The sequence below is a fragment of the bacterium genome, assembly GCA_040755755.1.
Lineage (GTDB): Bacteria > SZUA-182 > SZUA-182 > DTGQ01 > DTGQ01 > DTGQ01.
In genome coordinates this window covers 1-23,195 of record JBFLZW010000071.1, presented here as the reverse complement: position 1 = coordinate 23,195, position 23,195 = coordinate 1, and the positions used below count along the sequence as shown (strand labels likewise).

Genomic DNA, 23,195 nt, shown 5'->3' with positions numbered 1-23,195 from the left:
TCTCGATCGGATCACCCAGACTGGTTCCTGTCCCGTGGGTTTCGATATAGCTGACTGTGGCAGGATCGATCTGTGCCTTCTCGTATGCACTGACCAGCAGTTGTGCCTGAGCATTGGGATTGGGGGCTGTCAGTGAGGTGGCATGCCCGCCATGATTTTCCGCTGTGGCTCTGATCAGGGCATAGATGTGATCGTTATCTGCCTGTGCCTTGCTCAGGGGCTTGAGCAGGATGGCTCCTACCCCTTCACCCCTGACATAGCCATTGGCCCGCTTATCGAATGTCTTGCACCGGCCATCCTCACACAGCATGCCTGCCCTGGTAAAGGAAATATACAGGGTGGGGCTCAGGATGACATTGACTCCGCCAGCTATGGCCATCTCACAGCCTCCGGTGCGGAGGGCATCCACTGCCCGGTGGATAGCCACCAGAGAACTTGAGCAGGCAGTGTCGATCGGCTCGCTGGGGCCGTGCAGATTCAGCAGGAAGGATATCCGGTTGGCCAGGATCGAGTGGGACCTGCCGGTCGAGGTATGGGCTTCTATATTCACCCCATGATCCCGCAGAAGCTCCTGGTAGTCTATGTTGGCTACCCCGACGAAAAGCCCGGTCCTGGTTCCGGAAAGGTCGGAAGGTTTATAGCCTGCATCCTCAATGGCCTTCCATGCTGTCTGGAGGAAAATCCTCTGCTGGGGGTCCATGAGCTCTGCCTCCCGCGGGGAGATGCCAAAGAAGGCGGCATCGAACTTGTCCACATCTTTCATGAACCCGCCCCATTTGACATTGGTGGTATTATCTTCCCGAGCCGGGTCGCCATAATAGGCCCGCCAGTCCCACCTGTCCGGCGGGATTTCGGTGATAAGGTCCTTGCCCTCTTTAAGATGCTTCCAGAAAGCCTCAAGGTCCTCCGACTGGGGCATGGCCCCGGCCATGCCGATAATGGCTATCGGCTCACTGGAAGGCTGCCGGAAGGCTGTATCCTGGCTTGTACCCTGCTGCTGCACCCCTTCCAGACCGAAAGCATGAAATCTCGGCCTGGTCTCCTCTTTGGGCCGTATCTCCACAAGGGCGGCATCATCGGCTTCTTCCGCCCGGCTGATCGCCTGGCTGACCACATTCAGGTTATCCTGATAGAAATGGATGAGTTTGTCCTTATATTCCTGCTCCTGGCTCAAATACTGGACCAGTGAATCAAGGGAAAGATACTCGAAGAAAATGGCCGGTGTGATCTCCAGGTCATACTTTTCGTTTATCCGGTTGGCAAACTCAGTCAGGCTGATGGAATCGAATCCATACTCGTTCAGCTCACTCTCAGGGTCGATATCAGCTTCCCTGATTTTGAGAATACTGGCAGCCATCTTCTGTAGGTCCCTTTGGAGCCTGTGCCGTAAAGCCTCCCCGTCTATCCGGCTCTTGCCTGTCTCGATGATATCCGAAGGGTCTGCCAACGGGAGGGCCTGTTTACTCAATCCTGGAATATCTTCCCTCAGCCCAAGCACCCGGTGTATCCTGTCGCGATCCCCCCCTGCTACCAGCATCTGATTGCCTTCACAGGCTAACCCCCTGACAAAGGCCGCAATCCCGTCTTGCGTCTGGAGTGCCTGAATGCCCAATGTCCTGGCCAGGAAAGTCTCGGTCTGTTCATCGACTTTCATGCCGCCTTCCTGCCACAGCGGCCAGTTGATAGAAAGGGTCTTGCCAGAGCGCTCCCCCTTTAGCCGCAGGCCCTCACGCTTTGCGGCAAAGTTGTCCATGAAGCTGTTGGCATAGGCATAATCGCTTTGCCCCACATTGCCGGTCACCGATGCTATTGATGAGAACAGGATGAAAAAGTCGAGCTGATCATGAGCGGTGGCCTCATCCAGATACACCGTGCCATATACCTTGGGAGCAAGAACAGCTTCCATCTCGTCCCGGGTTTTTTTGACCAGCAGGGAATCCCGCAGGATACCGGCACTGTGAATAATCCCGTCAATCCTGCCAAAGCGCTGCCGGGCTTTGGCCATGAGCGCTTGTGCCTGCTCTTTCTGCGCTATGTCAGCTTTGACATAGATTACCTCAACTCCCGGGGATTCCAGCTCCGTGAGTCTATCCCGCCCCCTGGTGCTCAGATCGGAGCGGCCAGCCAGTACAAGCTTTGCTCTCACCTGTCCGGCCAGATAGCGGGCAAAGATGAATCCCAGCCCCCCCAGTCCTCCGGTAATCACATACACCCCGCCTTCCTTCAGGAGGGCAGTGGCCTGCTGATCAGGACTCACTTCCCGGTCAGGCTCAAGTTCCTGCCAGCGCTTGACGAATCGGTGCCCGTGCTCATAACGAACCTCAACCGCAGGCGTATCTTCAGCCATAAGCTCAGCTATCATGATGTCGGCTATCTTTGATGCAGCGAGAGCCTGCCCGGATGCAGCCCGGATATGCACCGTCTTGCCGGTAAATTTTGGATTTTCCAGGTGAATGGTTCGAGCTAATCCATAGATAGCTGCATGATGGGGTGCCTCGTCCTGGCTTTGGTAGAGGTACAGCAGCCTGATTTTGTCTTGCGGCTTTTTGGCCATCAGGGCCTGACTCAGGTAGAGTACTGAATAGGCACTGGAATCAAGACATGAGGGGATATCCGTCGGGTCACTCTTTGCCCACAAGTGAAGGATAGTTATCGGAAGAATACTGTGAGCATCAAGGCATTCAGTGAATTCCAGGTAATCCTGCCTGTGTCCGGGATTGATTTCATAAATCCGATCACCCAGCTTCCGGAAGCTTTTTCCCGGCACTGCCAGAATTACCGGACAGTCCCTGCATGCTCTTTTCAGCCTCTCTTCCAGGGCTGTTCGCACATCCTGATTGATGTCAAAAATTACCACCATCCCTGACAGCCCGCGATCTAATCCTGCTGGAATTGCTGCACAATCGGGATCCGACGGCTTCCATACGCTGTGATAATACATCGGGGACATCCGGGTGGTTTCATTCCCCGATTTTCCGGCTTCCTTCTGAGAGCCGGTGTGCTTGAGTGCCCGCAGGGAAAAATCCCTCATCCTTACCAGTACCTGGCCGGATTTATCCGCAAGATGGAGATTAAACCTCGTCACGGGTGGTTTAGTCAGGTGCTGATTCTCTTCTGTTACATGTACATAGCATGCCTGGGGCAGGGGGCGTAAGATCTCTACCTCACCCAGAGCAAAAGGAAGGTAGGTGTTATCCGGTCCGGCTTCCCTGCTTCTCATGAGTGCCGCTGCTGTTTGCAGCGCTCCATCCATTAAAACAGGATGCAGGGTAAATTCCGCGGATTCGGGTTTTAAGTTTGCCGGCAGCTCAAGATATGACAGGGCTTCCTTTCCATTGGAGAACAGTTCCCTGATGGCCCGAAAGCTTGGGCCATACTTCACCCCTCTGGCTTGGAATGCCTGATAACACTCTGCGATTCCCATCGAAGTCCGGCACCGTTCCCTGATAGCTTTGATATCGATAGTCAAGGGATAGCTGGCTTCATGAAAGCCGGGCGCAGCATCGATGCCGGAAGGGTCTTCATAGACCAGCTTCCCCTGGGCGTGCACTATTCTTTGATTGCACTCGTCAGTTGTGCTCACCTCATACTCGACCTTATTCTGGCGATCGGGCCGATCCTGATTCGGATAGAGGCTGATGTGCATTTCCTGCGGCGCTCCGGACAGACTGATCGGCCGTACCCAGACTATGTTTTCCAGCTTGCGGACCCTCTTTTCTCCACTCAGCTCACCTGCTGCTCTGGCCATTTCAAGGTAGGCTGCTCCCGGCAATATCTTCTGCTCGTCTACCACATGATCTGCCAGGAAAAATTCATCACCCGCCAGCATGGTTGAAAACCTTTGCTCCCGCAGGGTGGAAACGTTTTTATCGAGCAGGGGATGGAGCCTGGCTATCTGCCCCGGGCTATCGGGCTTATCCGGGAGGGGCCGGAGGCCGCCCTCTGCCGGGCTTGTGCCGGAAGCTGGAATCCAGTATTTTTCCTGAGCGAACGGATAGAGGGGAAGAGGGATGCGGTTTGGCAGGGAGCCCTGATACAGGAGCTTCCAGTCTATTTCCACCCCCAATACCCAAAGCTGGATCAGGGTGGAGAAATCTTTATCACGAATGATCTCTGCAACAAACTCTCTGCCCGCTTTTCCGGTCACCAGATGTCCTACTTTAGCCCTGGTTGCTTTTATATTCCCCGTATAGATGTCCCTGACGGCTAATTTACCCTGACAGTATTGGCTGAGCTTTTCCAGCAATTCCTCCCGGCTCGATACCAAAAGTGCCAGGCGCTCCTCGAGAGCTTCCCGGCCAACCTGCAGGGTATAGGCAAGGTCAGATAGGTTGATAGGTTCATCTGATGAACCGGAGGCAGGAGGAGTTGTTAAGAAAACCAGCATCTGCTCGGCATAAGCCTTCAGCCTTTCCTCATTTTTGGCTGAGAGCACAATGATCTGCGGGTTTCGAATCGGCTCATCCCGCTCCACCCGGTTTCGTTGCGAAACAGGAGGAAGATACTCTTCGAGCACCATGTGAGCATTGACCCCTCCAATGCCAAAAGAACTGACTCCCGCCCGCCGTGGTATTGTCTTTCCGTCATCAGTGCTCAGGTTCTTCCAGGACAGGTTCTCTTTGATGATATAGAAGGGGCTTCCTTCAAGCTGAATATACGGGTTAAGCTCATCAAAGTGGAGGGTGGCAGGAAGCATTCCATGCTTCATCGACAGTAACACCTTGATGACACTGGCTATCCCTGCTGCCGGTTCAAGGTGGCCGATATTCGTCTTCACCGAACCCAACCCGCAATGGGCTTTCTCCGGTTGCGGCTTATTCCACCTTTTATAAAGCTCCTCAAAAGCCTTCTTCAAGCCGTTGATCTCGATGGGATCTCCAAGACTGGTGCCGGTCCCATGAGCTTCGATAAAGGTTATCGAAGCAGGGTCAACCTTGGCTTTCTCATAGGCGCTGATGAGCAGCTCTGCCTGAGCATTGGGATTTGGAGCTGTGAGGGAGTTTGAAAGGCCGCCATGATTCACCGCGCTTCCCCTGATGACTCCATAAATATGATCGTTGTCCTCTCTCGCTTTTTCCAAAGGCTTCAGGAAGATAATCCCGACTCCCTCGCCTCTGACGTATCCATTGGCCTTTTTGTCAAAGGTCTTGCAGCGTCCGTCGCTGGACAGCATGCCAGCATGACTGAAGGAGATATGCCGGCGGGGAGTGCAGCAGATGTTTACTCCTCCTGCCAAAGCCATTACGCAGTCCCGGTTATTGATGGCCTGAATGGCCTGATGAATGGCTACCAGAGAGCTTGAGCAGGCCGTATCGACAGCTACGCTCGGCCCGTGGATATTCAGGAAGTATGAGATCCGGTTCGGGATCAGGGAAAAGTAGGAGCCGGTAGAGGTATACGCATCCAGCCTGACTCCGCTTTTCAGCACCAGTTCGTTATAGTCATCGTTGCAGACACCGATAAATACGCCGGTCCTCGTGCCGGAGAGAGCTGAGGGCGGATAGCCGGCATCTTCTATGGCATGCCAGGACTCTTCCAGCAGAAGTCGCTGCTGAGGGTCCATGAGCTCTGCCTCCCGGGGTGAAATGCCGAAAAATCCGGCATCGAAAGATCGAATATCATCCAAAAAACCGCCCCACTTGGAATCCGTTTTATCCTCATCTCTTCGGGGATCGCCAAAATACTCCTCCCATCTCCAGCGGTCGGCCGGCACTTCGGAAATACAATCCCGTCCTTCACTGAGGTTTTTCCAGAAATCGGAAAGGTTCCGGGAACCAGGGAAGCGGCCGCTCATACCGATAATCGCAATGTCCTGAGGAGCGGCCTCCCTCACCTCTTTCTCCTGGTTATCCCGTTCGGAACAAGCACCTGCTGGCTGAGGTACGCACTGCCCGTGCAAATAATCTGAAATATCCCTGATAGTCGTATACTCAAAGAGCAGGGCGGCATTCATATCGACACCCAGTCTGGCCTTGATCCGCTCTGCATATTCAGTCAGGGAAAGAGAGTCCAGGCCAAACTCCCGGAGGTCAGTTTCCTTATCCAGCTCCTTCGGATCAAGGTGCAGGACAGCAGCCAAAAGCTCTGCCAGAGTGTTCTGAAGGTCTGAATATGGCAGGCCCACAGCTATGCGTGAAGGGGACACTTTTTCCTTCTCTATCGGAAAACAATCGGGATTTGCAGCGACAATATACTGGCCCTGCAGCCCATGAAGGAGTTGACTAAAGGCCATTGAGGCTGCCTGGCTGTCAATGATCCCTGTTTTTCCGGCAAAGGCCCTGACTGCCGAAGGATTTTTCCCCATTCCCCCATCAGCCCAGAGCGTCCAGTTGATACTGAGGCTTTTGCCCGGAAAATTATTGCGGCTTCGATACTGAATAAAGGCATCCATAAAGCTGTTGGCCGCTGCATAGTCCGCCTGCCCCTGATTGCCCAGAACAGATGCCACGGAAGAGAAAACCACAAAGAAATCGAGCGGTTCTTTGCGGGTGAGCTGGTTTATGATCCAGGTCCCCTGCACTTTGGGGGACATCACCCGCTGGAAGGATGGCCAGTCCTTATTCAGCAGGAGCCTGTCTTCCAGAACTCCTCCGGCATGGATCACCCCATGAAGCTCACCGTAGCGTTCTTTGATGGTCCTGAGTATGGTTTTCATGTCCTTCCGGCTGGCCGCGTCCCCTGATAAGTAAAGAACCTCACTCCCCCTGCTTTGAAGCTGCACAAGCTTTTCCCGCCTCAGGGAATCCAGCTCCGACCTTCCCGCCAGAACCAGCCGCGCTCTGACCTTTCGGGTGATCATCTCAGCTATTTTCAGGCCGATGCCGCCTGCGCCCCCAATAAGCAGATAGACCCCCTTATCCTTCAGGAGAAATTCACCGTGCTCCTCCTGTGCCAGGGAGACTGGCTCAATCGTCCACTGATATCGATCTTTACCGCGGAAGGCCACCATACCTGCGGATTGTGGGGACATTGCCTCTCTCACCAGGATCGCGGCCATCTCATCTGCGGCAAGCTCCCCGGCGGCAAAATCCATAATGGCTGTTTTTACCCTGGGATTTTCCAGCCCTATGGTCCTGGCCAGGCCTAAAAGGCCACCGTAACCATATCCTTCTCCCCTGTCCTGCGGTCTGACCACCTGGCTCTGGCAGGTAGCGATCACCACCTTTATCGAAGTCTTTATCTTGAGGCGGGTCAGGGCCCTGGCCAGGAAAAAGAGACCCTGCACCCCTTTTTCCTGTTTTTCTGCAAGCTCCTTCTCGTCATTCGCAGGCGTGGCTTCAGACTCGTAAGACCATAAATACAGGATATCGTAACCCTCGATTCCCTCGTCCATCTCTCCGGCTATCAGGCCCATGACCTCCGAATAATCATGCTCTCTTTGGGCCATGATCTCGAAGGAGTCCGGCCCTTTCCGGACAAAAGAAGGCCCCTGCTGAATGGAAAAAACCTTGCGGTATGCCTTGGCTGTCTGCTTTGCTAATGACTTTTCCAGAGGATGGTCATTGATAAATACAAGAGCAGCACGCCTGCTTCCATCCTGATTCAAAACCGGCGGAGCCTGCCGGACCCAGGTCGGCTTATGGTAATAAACCTGCCGGGTATGAGGCCCGGCTGCATCCATAAGGTTATCCTGCTCAGGGGGTTTATCAGACAGCCAGAAGGATTTCCGGTCAAAGTCATAGGCAGGCAGCGGTACTTTGCCAAACGTCCCTTCAGGATAGAGCCTCGGCCATGCTATCGAAGCCCCGTGCAGCCACAACTGGAGCAGGGTCAGCCTGAAGCTCTCCCCTGGATTCAATGACAGGTCCATGATGACGGAACGATTTGGGGGAGCGGGTTCGCTCAATTCCCCGAATTCCAGAAAGACAAAATCTTCACCGACACCAGGTACCCGGGGCTTTATGTCCAGAGCTTTATTCAGCCAGTCATACGGATCGGCAATTTCAGTAAGACCTTGATTGCGCTCTCTGAGACAGGTATAGGGCTTGCGTAAATCCAGAGAGGATTGCCGCTGGTTGAGTATCCGGCTTATCCTGGCAAAATCCGGCTCCTGGCTTAGGAAAATTTCCACCACTGCCTCTTTGGGCAGTACCTCATCGAGAATAAGATCCACGAGTTCATAAAACCGTGGCTCGCCTGCCTGCTTTGGCGGCGTTAAGCTCCATTTTTGATCAAGCTTGAGCAGGCAGCTCATGACAGCCGAAAGAAGGAGCAGTCTTTTCTTTCTGAATTCTTCCCCGGATGCCGGTGAGAGAAGCTCATCGTCAAAGAGCATCTGCCCGATTTCCAGCCCCGATTTTTTCAGCACAAGGTCCCAGTCTGCCAGAAACTTTTTGAAGGTGAACTGGCATTCCTTTAAAAGTCTGGCCTTATTCACCGAGGATTGAGATACCTCGTGCGGCAGGTCATATCCATCGACCAGGAAGCGGATGTAGGACTCACTCATCAGGAAAGGCTGAATGGTTTGTCCGGCAAGGGGGTCGTAAAATGGACAACCGGGACGGGTAAGCTCAAGATGATCAAGCTGCTTTGGCTTTGACTTTTTGAGCATGGCCAGGGCATCGTCTAACTTCACCATGCCACTGGCAGCCAGGCTCAAAATTAGGCCGGTACTCTCTCCGGTTATCAGGGCAGGAATGAATCCGCAGTCTCTGAGGGCAAAGAGCGGACGGACCTTCTCGAAACCGGTCCATGAGAACCTGCCGATCCGAAGGCACCATTTTGGTGTGCTGCACTTGGAAACAGGGAGGATGACTTTGGTAAGAAACGCCTCTATCTCCTCTTTGCTGGCTACCAGACAACCGCATCGATACGAAAAAGGCTCCCTTCCGGTCATCAGGGTGGCACAGATATCCTGGAGCTGGGCTCTGGCGTATTCGGGGCTTCGAACAAAAGCCTTCCACCTGGCAATCAAGCCCTCCAGACTCTGGCTGGATCCGGCAGAAAGGATAAAGGGATGACTGGTGCATCCCTCCCGGGACGGGTCCGAGCCCGTGACCTGGTTGATTTTCGATTTGCTGCGCTCTGATTTCATGGATGAAAAATATCTGTTCTCACCAGAAAGATTCCAGCACGATGTGGGAGTTTACCCCTCCCATGCCAAATGAGCTGACACCGGCCCGGATGGCCAGACCCTTCTCCCTCCCCGGCCAATCACTCAGGCTGTCAGCTACCATAAAGGGAGATTCCCCAAAATTGATAATAGGGTTCAATATCTTGATATTTAACGTCTTGGGTATCTTGCCCCGGTTCATCATAACCAGCACCTTGATAACACCCGCGATTCCTGCCGCAGCTTCCAGATGCCCGATGTTGGTTTTGACCGAGCCGATTTTGCAGAATTGTTTCCGGTCCGTATAAACCCGGAATGCCTGCGTCAGGGCCTCTATCTCGATCGGATCACCCAGTGAAGTACCGGTCCCGTGTGCTTCCACATAGCTCACTGCCTCCGGACTGAGCCGGGCATCCGCATAGGCAGCCAGAATGACATCCCTTTGCGCTCTGACCCGTGGCGCAGTGATCGATGATGCCTGTCCGCCATGATTGACTGCCGAACCTCTGATTATTCCATGGATATGGTTTCCGGCACGGATCGCTTCCTCCAGAGGCTGCAACAGCAGAACTCCTGCTCCCTCCCCCGGCACATACCCGTTGGCGTCCTTATCAAAGGTTTTACATTGCCCGTCCGGACTGAGCATCCGCGATTTGGAAAAAGAGATATATTTCCACGGATGAAGGTCCAGACTCACCCCTGCGGCCAGGGCGTAATCACTTTCCCCGGTTATCAAAGAACGCCTGGCCTGGTGGATCGCCACCGATGAGGAGGCGCAGGCGGCCCCGACCGATATGCTTTCACCCCGCAAGCCGAACACATACGAGATTCTGTTGGCCAGCATGCAATCATAGCTGCCCAGACAGGCATAGCCGTCAATAACCAGATTCCTGGTCATAGCCTGTTGACAATAGTCATTGGCCATAACGCCGACATATACCGATGTCCTCTTCTCCTGGAGACTTGCCAGGGGGACCCCTGAGTCTTCTATGCAATGCCAGGTTTCCTGAAGGAGCAGTCTCTGCTGGGGATCCATGCTCCTGGCTTCCCGTGGAGAGACAGCAAAAAAGTGGTGATCGAATTGATCAGGGGCATCCAGGAGCCCGCACCACTTGCTGACGCTTTTATTCGGTTCCTCGATATCGGGAGAATAATACTTGTTGATATCCCATCGCTCAGGAGGAATCTCCCGGATGGAATTGATCCCCCGAAGGAGATTATCACCGAATTCATGGTAGTCCCTGGCTTCGGGAAACCGGCAAGCCATCCCGATAACTGCAACATCTCTTCTTCTCTCCCCCTTCTTTCCTTTCACCTTTCCTTGTGCTTTCCCTGCCGTACGTATCTTGAGCCCAATGCTTTGAGCTTCATTACTGCCTTCCCCTTCCCGTATCCAAACCATATTACTCCTTATTACTCCTCTTCCTGGTGCCTATCGAGCCTCCCCCGGATACGATGATCTCTTGAAAAGCGATTGAAAGCGATGATTGAGCAGCTCTGCTGCTTCCTGCATGAGTTTTTCAGCAATTTCATCTACATGCCGGTTACTCCAGTTTTCAAGAGGCGTTCCTTTGACCCATTGGTTGAAAGCACCCAAAGCAGGGCCGCAGTGTACCTGATAATCCACCTTCTGCTCTTCACTGCCGCTCAAAGCCAGATGCGTGGTGTGTCCAAAATACCATCGGAAGACCAGGGCCATCTTATGCTTGGGGTTTCGTTCCGCTTTTTCGATCTCCTGGGGGTAGTGTTGTGAAAAATAGGCTTTGGTTTCCTTATAGATGTCTTCAAAGCTTCGCTGAAAATATTTTTCCTGAATCTGCTTTTTTGTTTTTTCATCTATTTCATCCAGGGAATTGTACTGGCGATACAGCTCATACAGCTTGTTCGCTCTGGCGGGAAAAAATACCCCTTTTTTCAGAACCTGAACCTTGGCTCCTAATTCGAACATATCTCCTGCCGGTGCATAATCGGTATCCTGGACATTTATCTGCTGCAATAAATCCTTGACCGCTCCACTGGTTCCAGCCTCGACGGTGCATTGATTGACAGATCCGGTAAGGATAAAATCCGCGCCTAACATAAAAGCTGCCATAACCGCTTCCGGTGTGCCGATTCCCCCGGCGGCACCGACTCTCACTCGTCTGGGATACTTGTAGGTATCCATCAGCTCATCCCGCAACCTCATCATGGCTGGCATCAGGACATAGGCTACCCCCTGGTCCGTATGCCCGCCGGAGTCAGCCTCTACGCACAGGTCATCGGCCATAGGCACTTTGGTGGACAGGTCCGCTTGTTCCCGGGTAATCTTGTTCTCGGCCAGAAGCTTTCGTACGATATGTTCAGGGGCCGGACTCAAAAAAGCCCGGGCCACTTCAGGCCGTGATACCTTGGCCTGTACTCTGTGGGTGATGGCAATGTTACCCCCGGCATCCCGGCTGAGCCCTTTCAGCCGGTATTTTACCAACGGCGGGGTGATCTGCATAAAGGCTGCTGCCTCGACATTCTTCACCCCATGCCGTAAAAATAAATCTATCGTTTCCTCTTCCACGTTCGGATTGATGATATTGGAGAGTAAATTCATTCCGTAGGCTTGCCCGTCTTTCAGCTCCCGCTGGATATAGTGAATAGCTGCTTCTATCTGACCAGGGTCCAGGCCGCCGGTGCCAAAATAGCCCATCAATCCTGCTTTCCCCATTCTCACTACCAGCTCTTTCGAGGCTATTCCCCGGTACATCCCGCCGGTGACATAGGCATACCTGACGTTATAGTCCTGCTTGAACTCCTCACTGCCTAAAGAGGCGGCGGTGATTTTCGGCCAGACTTCTTCCGCTCTGGCCTGTTTTGTCTTTTGTTTCTCCCGTCTCTCCTGCTGACCGGCCTCCCCAAGAGGCTGAGCTTCTTTTTTTATCTGCTGGATCAGGCCGGTCAATACGGTCCCCGGACCGATCTCCTCAAACTCCGTCTCTCCCTGTCCGAGCAGATAGCGGATGCACGCCGTCCATTTGACCGGATGGGTAATCTGATCAGCCAGCAGCTGCCTGATGTCTTCTTTTGTATATGGCCTGGCCGTAACATTGGAGATAACCGGTATTTTCGGCCCGGAAAATTCAAACTCTTCCAGAAAGCTGAAAAAATTCTCCCTGGCCTCTTCCATGAATTGAGAATGAAAAGCCCCGCTTACCCGCAAAGGAATATAAGCCCGTGCACCGGCAGCTTCAAAAATCGATCCGGCTTGATCGATCTCGGCCTTGGGGCCGGAAATCACAACTTGAGACGGTGCGTTATAGTTTGCAATAGCGAGGGTATCGCAATGGTTTTCCCTGAGCAGTTCCTCCACTCTTTTGTCGGTCAGGCCAATTACCGCAGCCATTCCCCCGCCAAGAGCCCGGCTCATTAATTCGCCTCGCTTTTTCACCAGCCGCAGGCCGGTCTCAAAGTCAAAAACCTCTGCCGCCAGAAGAGCGTTATACTCTCCCAGGCTGTGACCGGCAACAAAGTCCGGCTTTCGGCTCAAAAGTGCAATTTTTTTCAGATAAGTAAAGGCATTGACTACATACAGGGCCGGCTGGGTATAATCAGTTTGACCCAAATGCCCGCCGGCATCCTGGATGCACAACTCCTCGATAGAATAGCCTAAAACAGTATCCGCTTGTGAAGTGAGCTCTCGAAAGTCATTGAAAAGCCCATCCCCCATGCCTTTCTTTTGCGAACCTTGCCCTGGAAATACAAATGTTGCCATTTTCTTGCCTCTCTCTATTGTTGCGATTTCTTGGCCTGGGGTACCCCCGGTTCTGTATATTCCACTCTCAGACAGTAATTTGGTTTTAAGATACAATTTCGGTTACATGATTATATCGTGAATTTTGATAAGAATTAGTCATCTGTACAGCATAGAAAGAAAATTTTTTCTTCGTTGTATAAGCGTTCCGGCTTTGTATATTTTTTTGTTTTTTTTACCGATCCTAGGAAGAGGTCAGGTTAGGGAAATCAAGGAGGATTACAAAATGGATCGAAGATTGAGCTTGGCTCTTTTACTGATAAGTTTCCTGGTATTATCGAGCTGTAAAACCCGGGAAACGGCTCTTTTCAATAGCCTGGACATTGAGGAGAAAACGATGATTTGGGGCCATGATGGTATTTCCGGGCAAGGAATAACCACCGGCGCTGATGGTAAAATCATTGGTAAAAACTATCACCATGTCCGCGAAGCCATGAACCGGGGGGTAAATTACCTTCTCTCCCGGCAGGCACCGGAAGGGTATTGGCGGGGTCCGTTAAAGACCGATACCTCCTTTACCGCGTATTACATCATGACAATGCATTACCTGGGTATGGTAGATGAGGTGAGACAGCAGAAGGCGGTTAACTACATCCTTGCAGAGCAGCAGGCCGATGGCGGGTGGAGTATGTATCCAGGGGGAGCAAGTGTGCTTTTTCTTGCGGTTGACAATTACCTGGCCTTGAAATTGGCTGGCCTCAGTGCGGATGATGAAAGAATGGTCAGGGCCAGGCAGTTCATTCTCGCTCAGGGCGGGGCTGAGTCGGTACAAAAAGAAATCAAAGTTTTTTTAGCCCTCTTCGATCAGGTGCCCTGGAATGAAATGATCCAGGCAAACACCGATGCGCTTGTTCATGAAGAATTCCTCTACCGGATAGGGTATGCGCACACGTGCCTGATCCCGTTAATGGTCCTATACGAAAACTACTATAAGATTCGAGTGCCTGAAGAGCGAGGAATCAGGGAAATTTTCATCAAAGACCCGAAGGAAGGTGTGATTGAGATTCCCCCGAAGAAAGGGGGAAAACAGCAGGAGGCATTGGACTATCTTCTCGAAAGGCAGGAGGTGGATGGGAACTGGTTTGGTATAGCCATGAACACTATGCTCAGTGTAATGGCTCTGAAGTCCACGCGGGATCCATCTTTTCAAGGGGTGATTGAAAAAGGCATGGAAGGAATAGTTCTGATTCAGGAAGAAACCGATACCATGATCTACCAGCCATTTTGCCAATCTCCGATAATGGACACGGGTTATACTTTACAAGCCTTACTTGCAGCCGGAATAGAGTCCGAACACCCTGCGGTGAAAAAAGCAGTCGCTTACCTGCTCTCCAGGCAAAGCATGATTTATGGTGAATGGTATCATAATAATCCGGAAGGGAAACCGGGCGGATGGGGAATCGAACATGATAACACCTGGATGCCGGACAATGATGATACGGCAATCGTCCTGAATGCTTTTTCTATGCTCGACGACCAGAATCTGACGGCCATCAGAGATTCCGTACACCGCGGCGTCGATTGGGTAATATCCATGCAGAATGCCGATGGAGGATGGGCTTCGTTTGACAAAAATACGATTCATCCTTTAGATGCTCAGAACCCGGAAGGAGGTCTCATTTTTGATTTCCTTGATGTCAATATGACCTTCTTTTTCGACTGGAGTAATGCTGATGTAACTTCCCGCGTGATCTTAGCGCTCGGGAATCTGGGATATCAGAAACAAAAAGATTGGTCGGCTGTGATCTCCAAAGCCATCGGTTTTATCAAGAGCCAACAGAAACCTCCCGGCTATTGGGAAGGCAGATGGGGAGTAAATTGTACGTACGGCACCGGCCAGGTGCTTCAAGGGCTTGCGGCCGCTGGTGAAAATCCGGCACAGCCTTACATTCGAAGAGCAATCAAGTGGCTGAAAAGCGTACAGAACGCCGATGGGGGATGGGGTGAAAGCGCGGATTCCTATTTTGATCCGAACTATATCGGAGTGGGGGAAAGTACCGCCGTGCAGACAGCCCATGTGCTCGATGGCCTTCTTGCCGCTGGAGAGGTATCGAGCCCGCAGGTAAGAAGGGGCATCGAATATCTTATCAATACCATGCTTCCGGACGGGTCGTGGAGAGACGAGGAATATTTAGGGACCATGCTGGTGGGCTATACGTGGGGAAATTATGAATTATCTTCTACCTATTTACCTCTCCATACCCTGGCAAAATTCCTGAATCTGGTAGAGGCGCGGGCCAGTAATGGAGAGTAGCGATTTTCTCCCTCTTTACTTATAGCTATGAGCAGAGGAGACCGCCGATCAATTATAGTACCTGTCGCCAGGGGAAAAGGGCAGGTTATGATGAAACCTTAGTCTGATGAATCAGATTGCCGGATACTCGCCATTATGTTTTATGTTGCACTCAAAATTATGCTCTATAACAAGGTAAGGTCTTTTATTACTCTTCTTGGCATTGTGTTTGCCATAAGCCTTATCTTTGCTCAGATTGGTATTTTCATTGGCTCAATGGAGACATCATCGACCATCATCGACCATGCTCCCGGCGATATATGGGTTACTTCCAAAAATATCAGGAATTTTGACTTTTCTCAACCCATTCCGGAATACCTTTATTATCAGGTCCTATCCACGGAGGGTGTCCAATGGGCTGAGAACCTGATTGTTACCTGGGGAGTTATCAAGCAAAAACAAGGGGGCACCGAGCAGGTGGAGATAGTCGGTTATAATCCCGACACCGGTGTTGGAGGTCCATGGAAGATGAAGGCCGGGTGTGCAGAAGCGGTCAAGAATGGCAATTTTGCCATAGTAGATGAATCGGCCATGAAAAGAATCGGGCAGACACAAGTCGGAGATTATCGGGAAGTACTCTGGAGGCGGCTTCAGATCGCCGGTATATCCCAGGGAGTCAAATCGGTCACTACCGCTCCGATCATCTTTACTTCTTACCAGTATGCGCAAAAGCTGGTTGGCATGCTCGGTCCTGACAGTACCGTTTTCATCATAGCCAAAGCCCTGCCCGGGTATTCCGTGGATGAGGTGATTCAGAACCTGAAAAGGCGGCTCAAAGGGGTCGATATCTATTCGAAATGGGACTTCAGCAGAAGGACCCGAATGTATTGGACTATTGAAACCGGCGCGGGATTTGCCTTCTTTATGTCTATCCTCATCAGCCTTTCCATCGGCATCCTCATCGTGGGTCAGACCATCTACAATTCCACTATTGAGCATATCAGAGAATTTGGCACGCTCAAGGCTCTGGGAGCGGATAATTCGGATATCTACCGGATAATATTTTCCCAGGCACTCATTAATGCAATCCTGGGATACCTGTTGAGCCTCGGACTTACCCTGGCTTCCCTGAAGATTTATGAAGCTCTGGACCTGGTCGTGGCCGTAAAGGTATGGGTAAACATGCTGATGTTTGTGCTGACCCTTTTCATGTGCCTCTCTTCGGCTTTTATTTCCGTAAGAAAAGTGAAAAAAATAGACCCGGCAATACTTTTCAGGGATTAGAGAAGGGATGAGAAGAGATGAAGATGAGTATAACCTCAGCCAACCTGACGAAAGTTTATACTGAAGGATCGAATAAAGTCACTGCTGTTTCATCAGTGAACCTTCAGTTGTACGAGGGTGAAGTGATCGGTCTTTTCGGTCCTTCGGGCAGTGGAAAAACAACTCTCCTTTCGATGCTTGGCTGTATACTGCGTCCCACGGAGGGGTCTCTTCAAATCTACGGCACAGACATTACCTGCCTGAAGGAGTCAGAGCTTTCGCAGATCAGACGAAGATATCTCTCCTTTATTTTTCAGGGATTCAACCTTTTTCCGGCCCTGACAGCCTTTGAAAATGTCCTTTTGGTAATTCATTTAAAGGGAATGAAGGGTGCACAGGCAGATGCGAGGGCTCAGGGTTTACTTTCAGATGTCGGCCTGTCAGAAAGAATGCATTTTCTTCCCCGCGATCTGAGCGGCGGGCAGAAACAGCGGGTATCTGTGGCCAGGGCTTTGGCTGCCGATTCACCGATCATTCTTGCTGATGAGCCTACTGCTAATCTTGATTTTGCAAACGGAAGGAGGATTATGGAGATCCTGAAAAAGATCGCCACGGAACAAAAGAAGTGCGTTGTCGTGGCAACGCATGACGGAAGGCTGGATACTCTCTTTGAGCGGATCCTGATTATGGAAGACGGAAAAATAGTCGAAGACAAGAGGAGGCACCATGAAAAATAGCCGCTTCGGCATCATGATTCTCGCCGGTCTGTCTGTTCTGGCTGTCGGCCTGGCCATAATCAGTCCGAGACTGCTGGAAAAGAACGTGGTTACGGAAAGGGTCGTGGATGCAAAAGGCAAGGATGAAACCGTTGCTGCCAAGGGTATCGTGGAAAGTGAGGAAGAAATTGAGGTGAGCAACCTGGTTGCCGGCAGCATCTCAGAGGTCAGGGTTCATGAAGGAGACAGGGTCAGGAAGGGCCAGATTCTGATAATCCTCGATAATCAGAAAATCATTACCAGGATCAAACTGGCAGAGGCGATGCTGAACGAGGCCAGAGCACGCCTGAGAGAGCTTGAGACAGGCTCCCGGAAGGAAGACATCGAGATGGCCGAAAGCAATGCGGAGCGTACACGAATCATCTCCGAAAAGGCCCGGAAAGAGTATGAAAGGCAGAAAAGACTCTATCAGAAGGAAGCGACCACGCTGGTAGCCCTTGAGAAGGCGGAAGAAGAGATGCAGGTAGCTGCTGCCAATTTTGCCGTATCCAGGGCTGACCTCAAAAAGCTTCTGAAAGGGACACGGGATGAAGAGATCGAGCAGGCCAGGTCCGCGGTTGAAAAAGCCAACTCGGAATTGAGTTATTATCAGGCATTGCTGGAAGATTATACTATCATCTCCCCCATAGATGGACTTGTCGCCGAACAATATCAGGATGCGGGGGAGATCGTAAATCCCGGCACTCCACTGATGAAGCTCATAAATCCGGACAGGTTGAGAATACGGGCCGAACTTGAAGAAGCCGATATCGGTAAAGTGACGGCAGGACAGAGAGTAGCAGTCTCTACCGATGCCTACCCCGGCAGGGAATATCCGGGAAAGGTTTATAAGTTGTTTCCTGTTTTAAAAAGGCATTCTTTGAGGACTTTTGATCCAGGTGCAACCTATGATGTCAAGGCTCAGGATATATATGCCCGATTGGACGATCCTTCCGGGCTTAAGAATGGCATGACCGTAACCGTGAGATTCCTGAAATGAAGAAAATAGTTCTTTCCATTGCTGTAATAGCCTTATTGGTTTTCATAACCGATGCATGCCCGATCGAGCTGACCCTGCAGGATTGTATTCAACTCGCCTTGAAAAACAATAATGATCTGAAGGCGTACGGGATGGATGCCTTCTCAAAAAGCCAGGAGGTAAAGATTTCCCGTACGGAATTTTTGCCGTCGATGAGACTCCAGGGAGGATACTCGTTTCGTGACAGGTCTGACTATTTCCTGTTTGAACGCCATGTCTTTGGACCGGGAATTCCGCCCGAAAATGTTAAATTTTCCACTGAAAACCAAAATACCTACGGCGTCAATCTGGTTCTTGAACAGCCTGTGTTTACCGGCGGGTATCTAACCCACTCTCTCAAAAGATCAAAGCTCATGAGCCAGGAAGCACGGTACGAGATTGAAAAGCAGCAGCAATTGCTTGTTCTTGACGTCAAAAAGAGCTATTACCAGGTATTGAGAGAGCAATATTGCCTGGAAACTCAGGAAAAGCTACTCGAATCAAAAAAGGCAAGGATTACTATTTTGCAGGAACAATACACCGAAGGATATATACCGAAAGAAGACATATTGCAGGTTGAGGCTGATTTAGCCTTTGCCGAGCTTGACTGCTATCAAACCAGGAACAGGAAAAATCTGGCCCTTCGCAGGTTAAAAGAGCTCATGGTCTATCAGGAAGCGCAAGGAGGGCAAAAAGATCAGGAGAGTCAGGAGGGTGATGAAATCTCTCTCCAGGGAAGGCTTCTCAATGGATCTTTGACCGCATCTCTCCAGGAGGTTAAAGAAGCTGCCCGGAGGAATAGAGAGGAGTTAGCGATCTCTCTGTTAAGAGTCAAGTCAGCGGAAGAGAACATTAAACTGGAAGAAAGCGGATTTTATCCTCATATTTCCCTGAAAGGAAGTTACAATCTTCAGAAAGAAACCAGGATAGACAGACCTCAGGTCGTGATAGTGAGTGCCTGGATGGATTGGTCACTCTTCGAATGGGGGCAGACACGGGCAGAGGTTATCCGGGCAAAGGCTGTGAGAGACGGCCTCAGATATAAGCATGAGCAACTCCAAAGAGCGATTATGACAGAAGTTGAAGAGGCCTGGATGACAGTTAAAGAGAAGGAGAAGTTGATACAGGCACAGGAAAAAAAGCTTGCGGCTGCTGAATGCAGACTGGATACGGTTAGAGATAAATTCTCGGAAGGGAAGGCCAAGCCGATAGATATAACCGAAATGGAGACTGAATTGGCCAGGGTATACACCGAGTATATCGGTGCTGTGGCTGATCTGGATATTGCACTCGCTCGCCTTGAGACTTCCATTTCATTTTACCATGATGAATGGTTCAGTACGAAGGAAATTTATAAGCCGAAGTCTTAATGGGGTTTTCGCACTCTTAAACAGACTTGTTTTCCCTGGGTCTGTCTTCTGAATCGATGGTCTCATGTTAAAAAAGTTGACAATCTCGTTAGTAAAATGATAGAGTATAATTCACGGTTAATTAGAAAAAGCGGGGCTGTGGCGCAGTTGGGAGCGCGTTTGACTGGCAGTCAAAAGGCCGTGGGTTCGAATCCCATCAGCTCCACCATGAAAATCAAGGGGTTACAGGATCACTGTAATCCCCTTTCTTTTTCTGTGTTCAGCACATCTTCAGTTTATCTTACTTTATTCTTTAAAAGCCGGTGCACTTTTATCCATTCTTCCATCTCCTTGAGGTTCGTCGTCATATTCCACCAGCCATTTTTGAAAGTTGCATAATCCGGAGCCCCGCTCATGGCTGAAGCATACCGGATAGAATTTCCATAAAACAACCACTGCGTTATCCATCGAGATTCTATTACTTCATCGAAGGGATTGGTTTTATCAGCCAAATTTTCTTCCCAGGCATTGACCAGTAACAGGGTAGCACTTTTCACCATCCGGTCTGTCTCGACTATCGTGGAATTAAGCTTGTCGAAGTGTTTTTCTGTCCAGCTCGTACTATGACATGAAATACAGAGCGAACTGAGATTGGCGATCCGCCTGGTCTGTTCTTTCTGATCAATTAAAAATGATTCTGCCGGTTCCCCTCCAAAATTTGTGGGAAGCGGCAGCCCATCCTTATTCCTGATAATATGGGTTTCTCCTGATCTTGGCTGAGCATGGGAGTAGACAAGGCCAAATATTCTTACCCATAGTCTGGCCCCGAAATCATGAGTTCGCGTGACAACAACATTTCCACGGGAATCAGTTACTAAACTGCTGTGACAGGCGCTGCAAGTCGGTGAGGTGAAATCTTCTCCCAATACCCATGGCACATTCTTAAAATTCCAGCTCTTCTCGTGCGAACTGTAGATATTGGCATGCTTACTTTCCTTGTAAACATTCCAGGCAGGTACATCCGGCTCAAGATGGCACTGAGCACAGGTATCAGGTTTTCTGGCCGTTTGCAGAGAAAAACTGTGCCGGGGATGGCATGAGCTGCATGAGCCTCTGCTGCCGTCAGGATTTATTCTCCCGACACCCTGATTTGGCCAGTTGGATAAATCAGGGACAGTAACGTTGAATTTTTCCTTAAAAATTCCTTTCTCTCTAATCACTTTTACTTCAGTTCCATGACATCCATAGCAGGTTTCACTCCGGGTATGGTCCGATGGTTTTGATCCGCCGGCTACCGCCCCTTTGTTGACCTCTTTTAATCCAATAACCGTGTCAACCAGCGCCTTGTAAACAGGATTCTTCTCCAGGTTGCTGAAGGCAAATGCCTTCTTGCTGGAACTATATTCTTTCGCCTCAACAGGATGACAAACCGCGCAATCGTTCGGGCTGACGACGACATTAATTTTAATGCCAAAATGGGTAAAACTATCAGGATGCTTATCCTGATTCTGGCTGTGGCATTCGTAACATCCAACCGCTATCTTCGACAGTTCGTCTTGTACCGATTTGGCGGATATTCTTCTTTCCAGTTCTGTTTTCAAAAATGCCTGAGAAGGAGTTGTTTGTGAATGTAAACTCGTTTCCCAGTCATGCACTATTCCGGGAGTAACATTCTGGTGACATCCCAAACACCGATGGGTTTCTTTACTGAATTTCACGGCAGGTTTATTCAGCTCTTCACTATCGGCTGCTTGGCAAAGAGACGAAAACAAAAAGGGAAAATACCCAATCAAAGTAATCAAGATAATACTCAGAGAGATTTTTCTCATATCCTATTCCCTCATAACAAGCATCTTAATGATTAAATTACAACGTGCAGCAAAGACAGTCCTGAGACACGATCAGGCTGGATTTTCTCACTCCACCTTCCCTCCGGTTTCCAGGGGCGGGAGGTTCCTGTCCCACCCCCGGTGTTTCATCAGTACAGGCTGAAAATCAGGTCAGAGACCGAAAGCAGATAAACCAGTCAAGACATTTAAACCCCTTCTTTTCAGCATTGTCAACCCGCTCTTTGGCAGTACCGCAGCTTCCCGGCGGGGGCACGATGACATCATCACCCGGCTGCCAATCCGCTGGTGTTGCAACGTGATGTTTATCTGAAGTTTGCATGGCGATGAGGAGCCGTTTAATCTCCTGAAAATTCCTTCCATTTGAAAGTGGATAATAAATAAGTGCCCGGACTTTGGCCTCCGGATCGATAAAGTATACCGCTCTGACAGCTTGTGTGGTACTCGCCGCAGGCTGAATCATGCCATATGCTCTGGCGACTTCCATTTTCAAATCAGCAATCACCGGAAAATTGACCTCAACATTTTCCATGCCTTTATATTTTATTTTTTCCTTGATTGTCCGCAGCCAGGCAATGTGGCTAAAGATACTGTCTATTGAAAGCCCTATGAGCTTACAGTTTAAGTCATTAAACTCTTTTTCCATGGTGGCAAAAGTCATAAATTCGGTTGTACATACCGGAGTAAAGTCGGCGGGATGACTAAACAGGATAACCCATTTCCCCTGGTAGTCATCGGGAAAGTTAATAACTCCCTGGGTGGTATCTGCTTTGAACGATGGGGCTTTTTCCCCAATAATGGGGATATGAACATCATTTTCTCTGCAATCCATGATAAACCTCCTGATAAGTTATTTTTTCTTCTCCTGAAACCAAAGTAAAAACAAACCATGTTACTATCTGCTGGCTCTCTCTCCTCAACAGGGAAGAGAACGGTGAGATACCTGAATAATTATCTGGTAACTCAAATAATATCATCTTCTTAATAATTGTTAGTAGATAGTAATGATTACAAATAAAATAGTAAAAAAATTTCGCTCATATATATTAGACATCACACCGTTTTAAAAGAGGAGCCAGGAGTCAGGAGTCAGGAGCCAGGAGTCAGAAGAAGGTAAAAAAACTTCATTGGATAAAGAGTTCTTTTACCTTCTTCTGGATTCCGACTCCTGGCTCCTAATGAGAAAGATATGGTGACTGATATATGAGAGCGAAATTTTATTCTTTTTGGCCTTGCCTGCATTGGTTGCATATGCCTTCAAGGATAACCTTTTTTTTTAATATCACATGCTGCGCCTCCATGCTTTGGGGAAGCGGGAGATCATTATAATTTTTATCCCAGAAATCGATTATCCGATTGCAGCGCAGGCAGATAAAATGGTGATGAGGACTTACATCCGCATCAAAACGTCTTACTCCGCTGTACCCCTCCACAATCTCGATAATTCCAACTTCAGTAAAGGTAGACATCGTTCTATATACAGTATCAAATGATATGGTGGGCAGTATGCTTCTTACTTTTTGAAATACCATATCTACTGAAGGATGGTCCTTGGCCTTGAGCAATTCCTCATAAATAATTATCCGCTGTGGGGTAATTTTCAGATGATGTTCTTTACATTTCTCCTTAAAGATACTCAGGAGAGGACTTTTATCTGAGCTGTTCATACCATTACTATATCATAACTATTACTAATAGTCAATTGATTTTCATGTGGACCCGATTTATCGATAGGACCGCTTCACTGCCATGTTCTTCCATCTCCACTGCTGATAGGCCCTTACTGCCCGTACAATAGAAATTTTGTTCAAACTTTGGTGCAAGAAGAGCCAGGAATCAAGAGTTGGAAGCCGGAAGAAGATTAAATGGTTAGATTGGCATTTAGTTTGAATGGCACTTA

11 protein-coding genes and 1 tRNA gene are annotated in these 23,195 nt (G+C 50.0%); 6 read left to right on the top strand and 6 right to left on the bottom strand.

Annotated features, from left to right (window positions below):
* The 3 genes from AB1611_19700 to fabD form a co-directional block, all read right to left on the bottom strand.
* Positions 1-9,034, bottom strand: a 9,034-nt coding sequence (locus tag AB1611_19700) for an SDR family NAD(P)-dependent oxidoreductase (GenBank protein ID MEW6381806.1), incomplete at its 3' end; no start/stop codon positions are given.
* 19 nt (positions 9,035-9,053) lie between these two features.
* A complete protein-coding gene (locus AB1611_19695) occupies positions 9,054-10,454 on the bottom strand; it encodes a polyketide synthase (GenBank protein MEW6381805.1) in 1,401 nt (466 codons plus the stop codon).
* A gap of 30 nt (positions 10,455-10,484) precedes the next feature.
* Positions 10,485-12,791 carry an ACP S-malonyltransferase gene (gene fabD, locus AB1611_19690; protein ID MEW6381804.1) on the bottom strand — a complete coding sequence of 769 codons (2,307 nt, stop codon included), beginning with the start codon at positions 12,789-12,791 and terminating at the stop codon, positions 10,485-10,487.
* A gap of 265 nt (positions 12,792-13,056) precedes the next feature.
* Here fabD and AB1611_19685 point away from each other — a divergent pair, with 265 nt between their 5' ends.
* From AB1611_19685 to AB1611_19660, 6 genes are all read left to right on the top strand, one after another.
* Positions 13,057-15,084, top strand: a complete 2,028-nt coding sequence (locus AB1611_19685) for a prenyltransferase/squalene oxidase repeat-containing protein (GenBank protein MEW6381803.1) — start codon at positions 13,057-13,059, stop codon at positions 15,082-15,084.
* A 135-nt stretch (positions 15,085-15,219) separates the two neighbouring features.
* Complete coding sequence (locus AB1611_19680) at positions 15,220-16,347, top strand: ABC transporter permease (GenBank protein MEW6381802.1); 1,128 nt, start codon at positions 15,220-15,222, stop codon at positions 16,345-16,347.
* Between the two features lie 17 nt (positions 16,348-16,364).
* A complete protein-coding gene (locus tag AB1611_19675; GenBank protein MEW6381801.1) occupies positions 16,365-17,063 on the top strand; it encodes an ABC transporter ATP-binding protein in 699 nt (232 codons plus the stop codon).
* On the top strand, positions 17,053-18,081 hold the full coding sequence (locus AB1611_19670; GenBank protein MEW6381800.1) for an HlyD family efflux transporter periplasmic adaptor subunit: 1,029 nt from the start codon (positions 17,053-17,055) through the stop codon (positions 18,079-18,081). The genes AB1611_19675 and AB1611_19670 overlap by 11 nt, the downstream gene beginning before the upstream one ends.
* Entirely contained in the window at positions 18,078-19,469 is a 1,392-nt protein-coding gene (locus tag AB1611_19665) for a TolC family protein (protein ID MEW6381799.1), read from the top strand. Before AB1611_19670 ends, AB1611_19665 begins: the two co-directional genes overlap by 4 nt.
* Before the next feature lie 132 nt (positions 19,470-19,601).
* Positions 19,602-19,677 (top strand) — tRNA-Ala (locus AB1611_19660).
* Between the two features lie 67 nt (positions 19,678-19,744).
* On the opposite strand, the gene AB1611_19655 is transcribed toward AB1611_19660, so the two are convergent.
* The 3 genes from AB1611_19655 to AB1611_19645 form a co-directional block, all read right to left on the bottom strand.
* Positions 19,745-21,166 (bottom strand): multiheme c-type cytochrome, encoded by a 1,422-nt coding sequence (locus AB1611_19655; GenBank protein MEW6381798.1) that lies wholly within the window; start codon positions 21,164-21,166, stop codon positions 19,745-19,747.
* A 277-nt stretch (positions 21,167-21,443) separates the two neighbouring features.
* Positions 21,444-22,127, bottom strand: a complete 684-nt coding sequence (locus AB1611_19650; GenBank protein MEW6381797.1) for a peroxiredoxin — start codon at positions 22,125-22,127, stop codon at positions 21,444-21,446.
* Between the two features lie 385 nt (positions 22,128-22,512).
* On the bottom strand, positions 22,513-22,962 hold the full coding sequence (locus AB1611_19645) for a Fur family transcriptional regulator (protein MEW6381796.1): 450 nt from the start codon (positions 22,960-22,962) through the stop codon (positions 22,513-22,515).
* Between the last annotated feature and the right edge of the window lie 233 nt (positions 22,963-23,195).

Coding starts and splice junctions, on each gene's coding strand:
- AB1611_19685 (MEW6381803.1), top strand. CDS start 13,057: ATGGATCGAAGATTGAGCTTGGCTCTTTTACTGATAAGTTTCCTGGTA.
- AB1611_19675 (MEW6381801.1), top strand. CDS start 16,365: ATGAAGATGAGTATAACCTCAGCCAACCTGACGAAAGTTTATACTGAA.
- AB1611_19650 (MEW6381797.1), bottom strand. CDS start 22,127: ATGGATTGCAGAGAAAATGATGTTCATATCCCCATTATTGGGGAAAAA.
- AB1611_19645 (MEW6381796.1), bottom strand. CDS start 22,962: ATGAACAGCTCAGATAAAAGTCCTCTCCTGAGTATCTTTAAGGAGAAA.
- AB1611_19695 (MEW6381805.1), bottom strand. CDS start 10,454: ATGGTTTGGATACGGGAAGGGGAAGGCAGTAATGAAGCTCAAAGCATT.
- AB1611_19680 (MEW6381802.1), top strand. CDS start 15,220: ATGTTTTATGTTGCACTCAAAATTATGCTCTATAACAAGGTAAGGTCT.
- fabD (MEW6381804.1), bottom strand. CDS start 12,791: ATGGCAACATTTGTATTTCCAGGGCAAGGTTCGCAAAAGAAAGGCATG.
- AB1611_19665 (MEW6381799.1), top strand. CDS start 18,078: ATGAAGAAAATAGTTCTTTCCATTGCTGTAATAGCCTTATTGGTTTTC.
- AB1611_19670 (MEW6381800.1), top strand. CDS start 17,053: ATGAAAAATAGCCGCTTCGGCATCATGATTCTCGCCGGTCTGTCTGTT.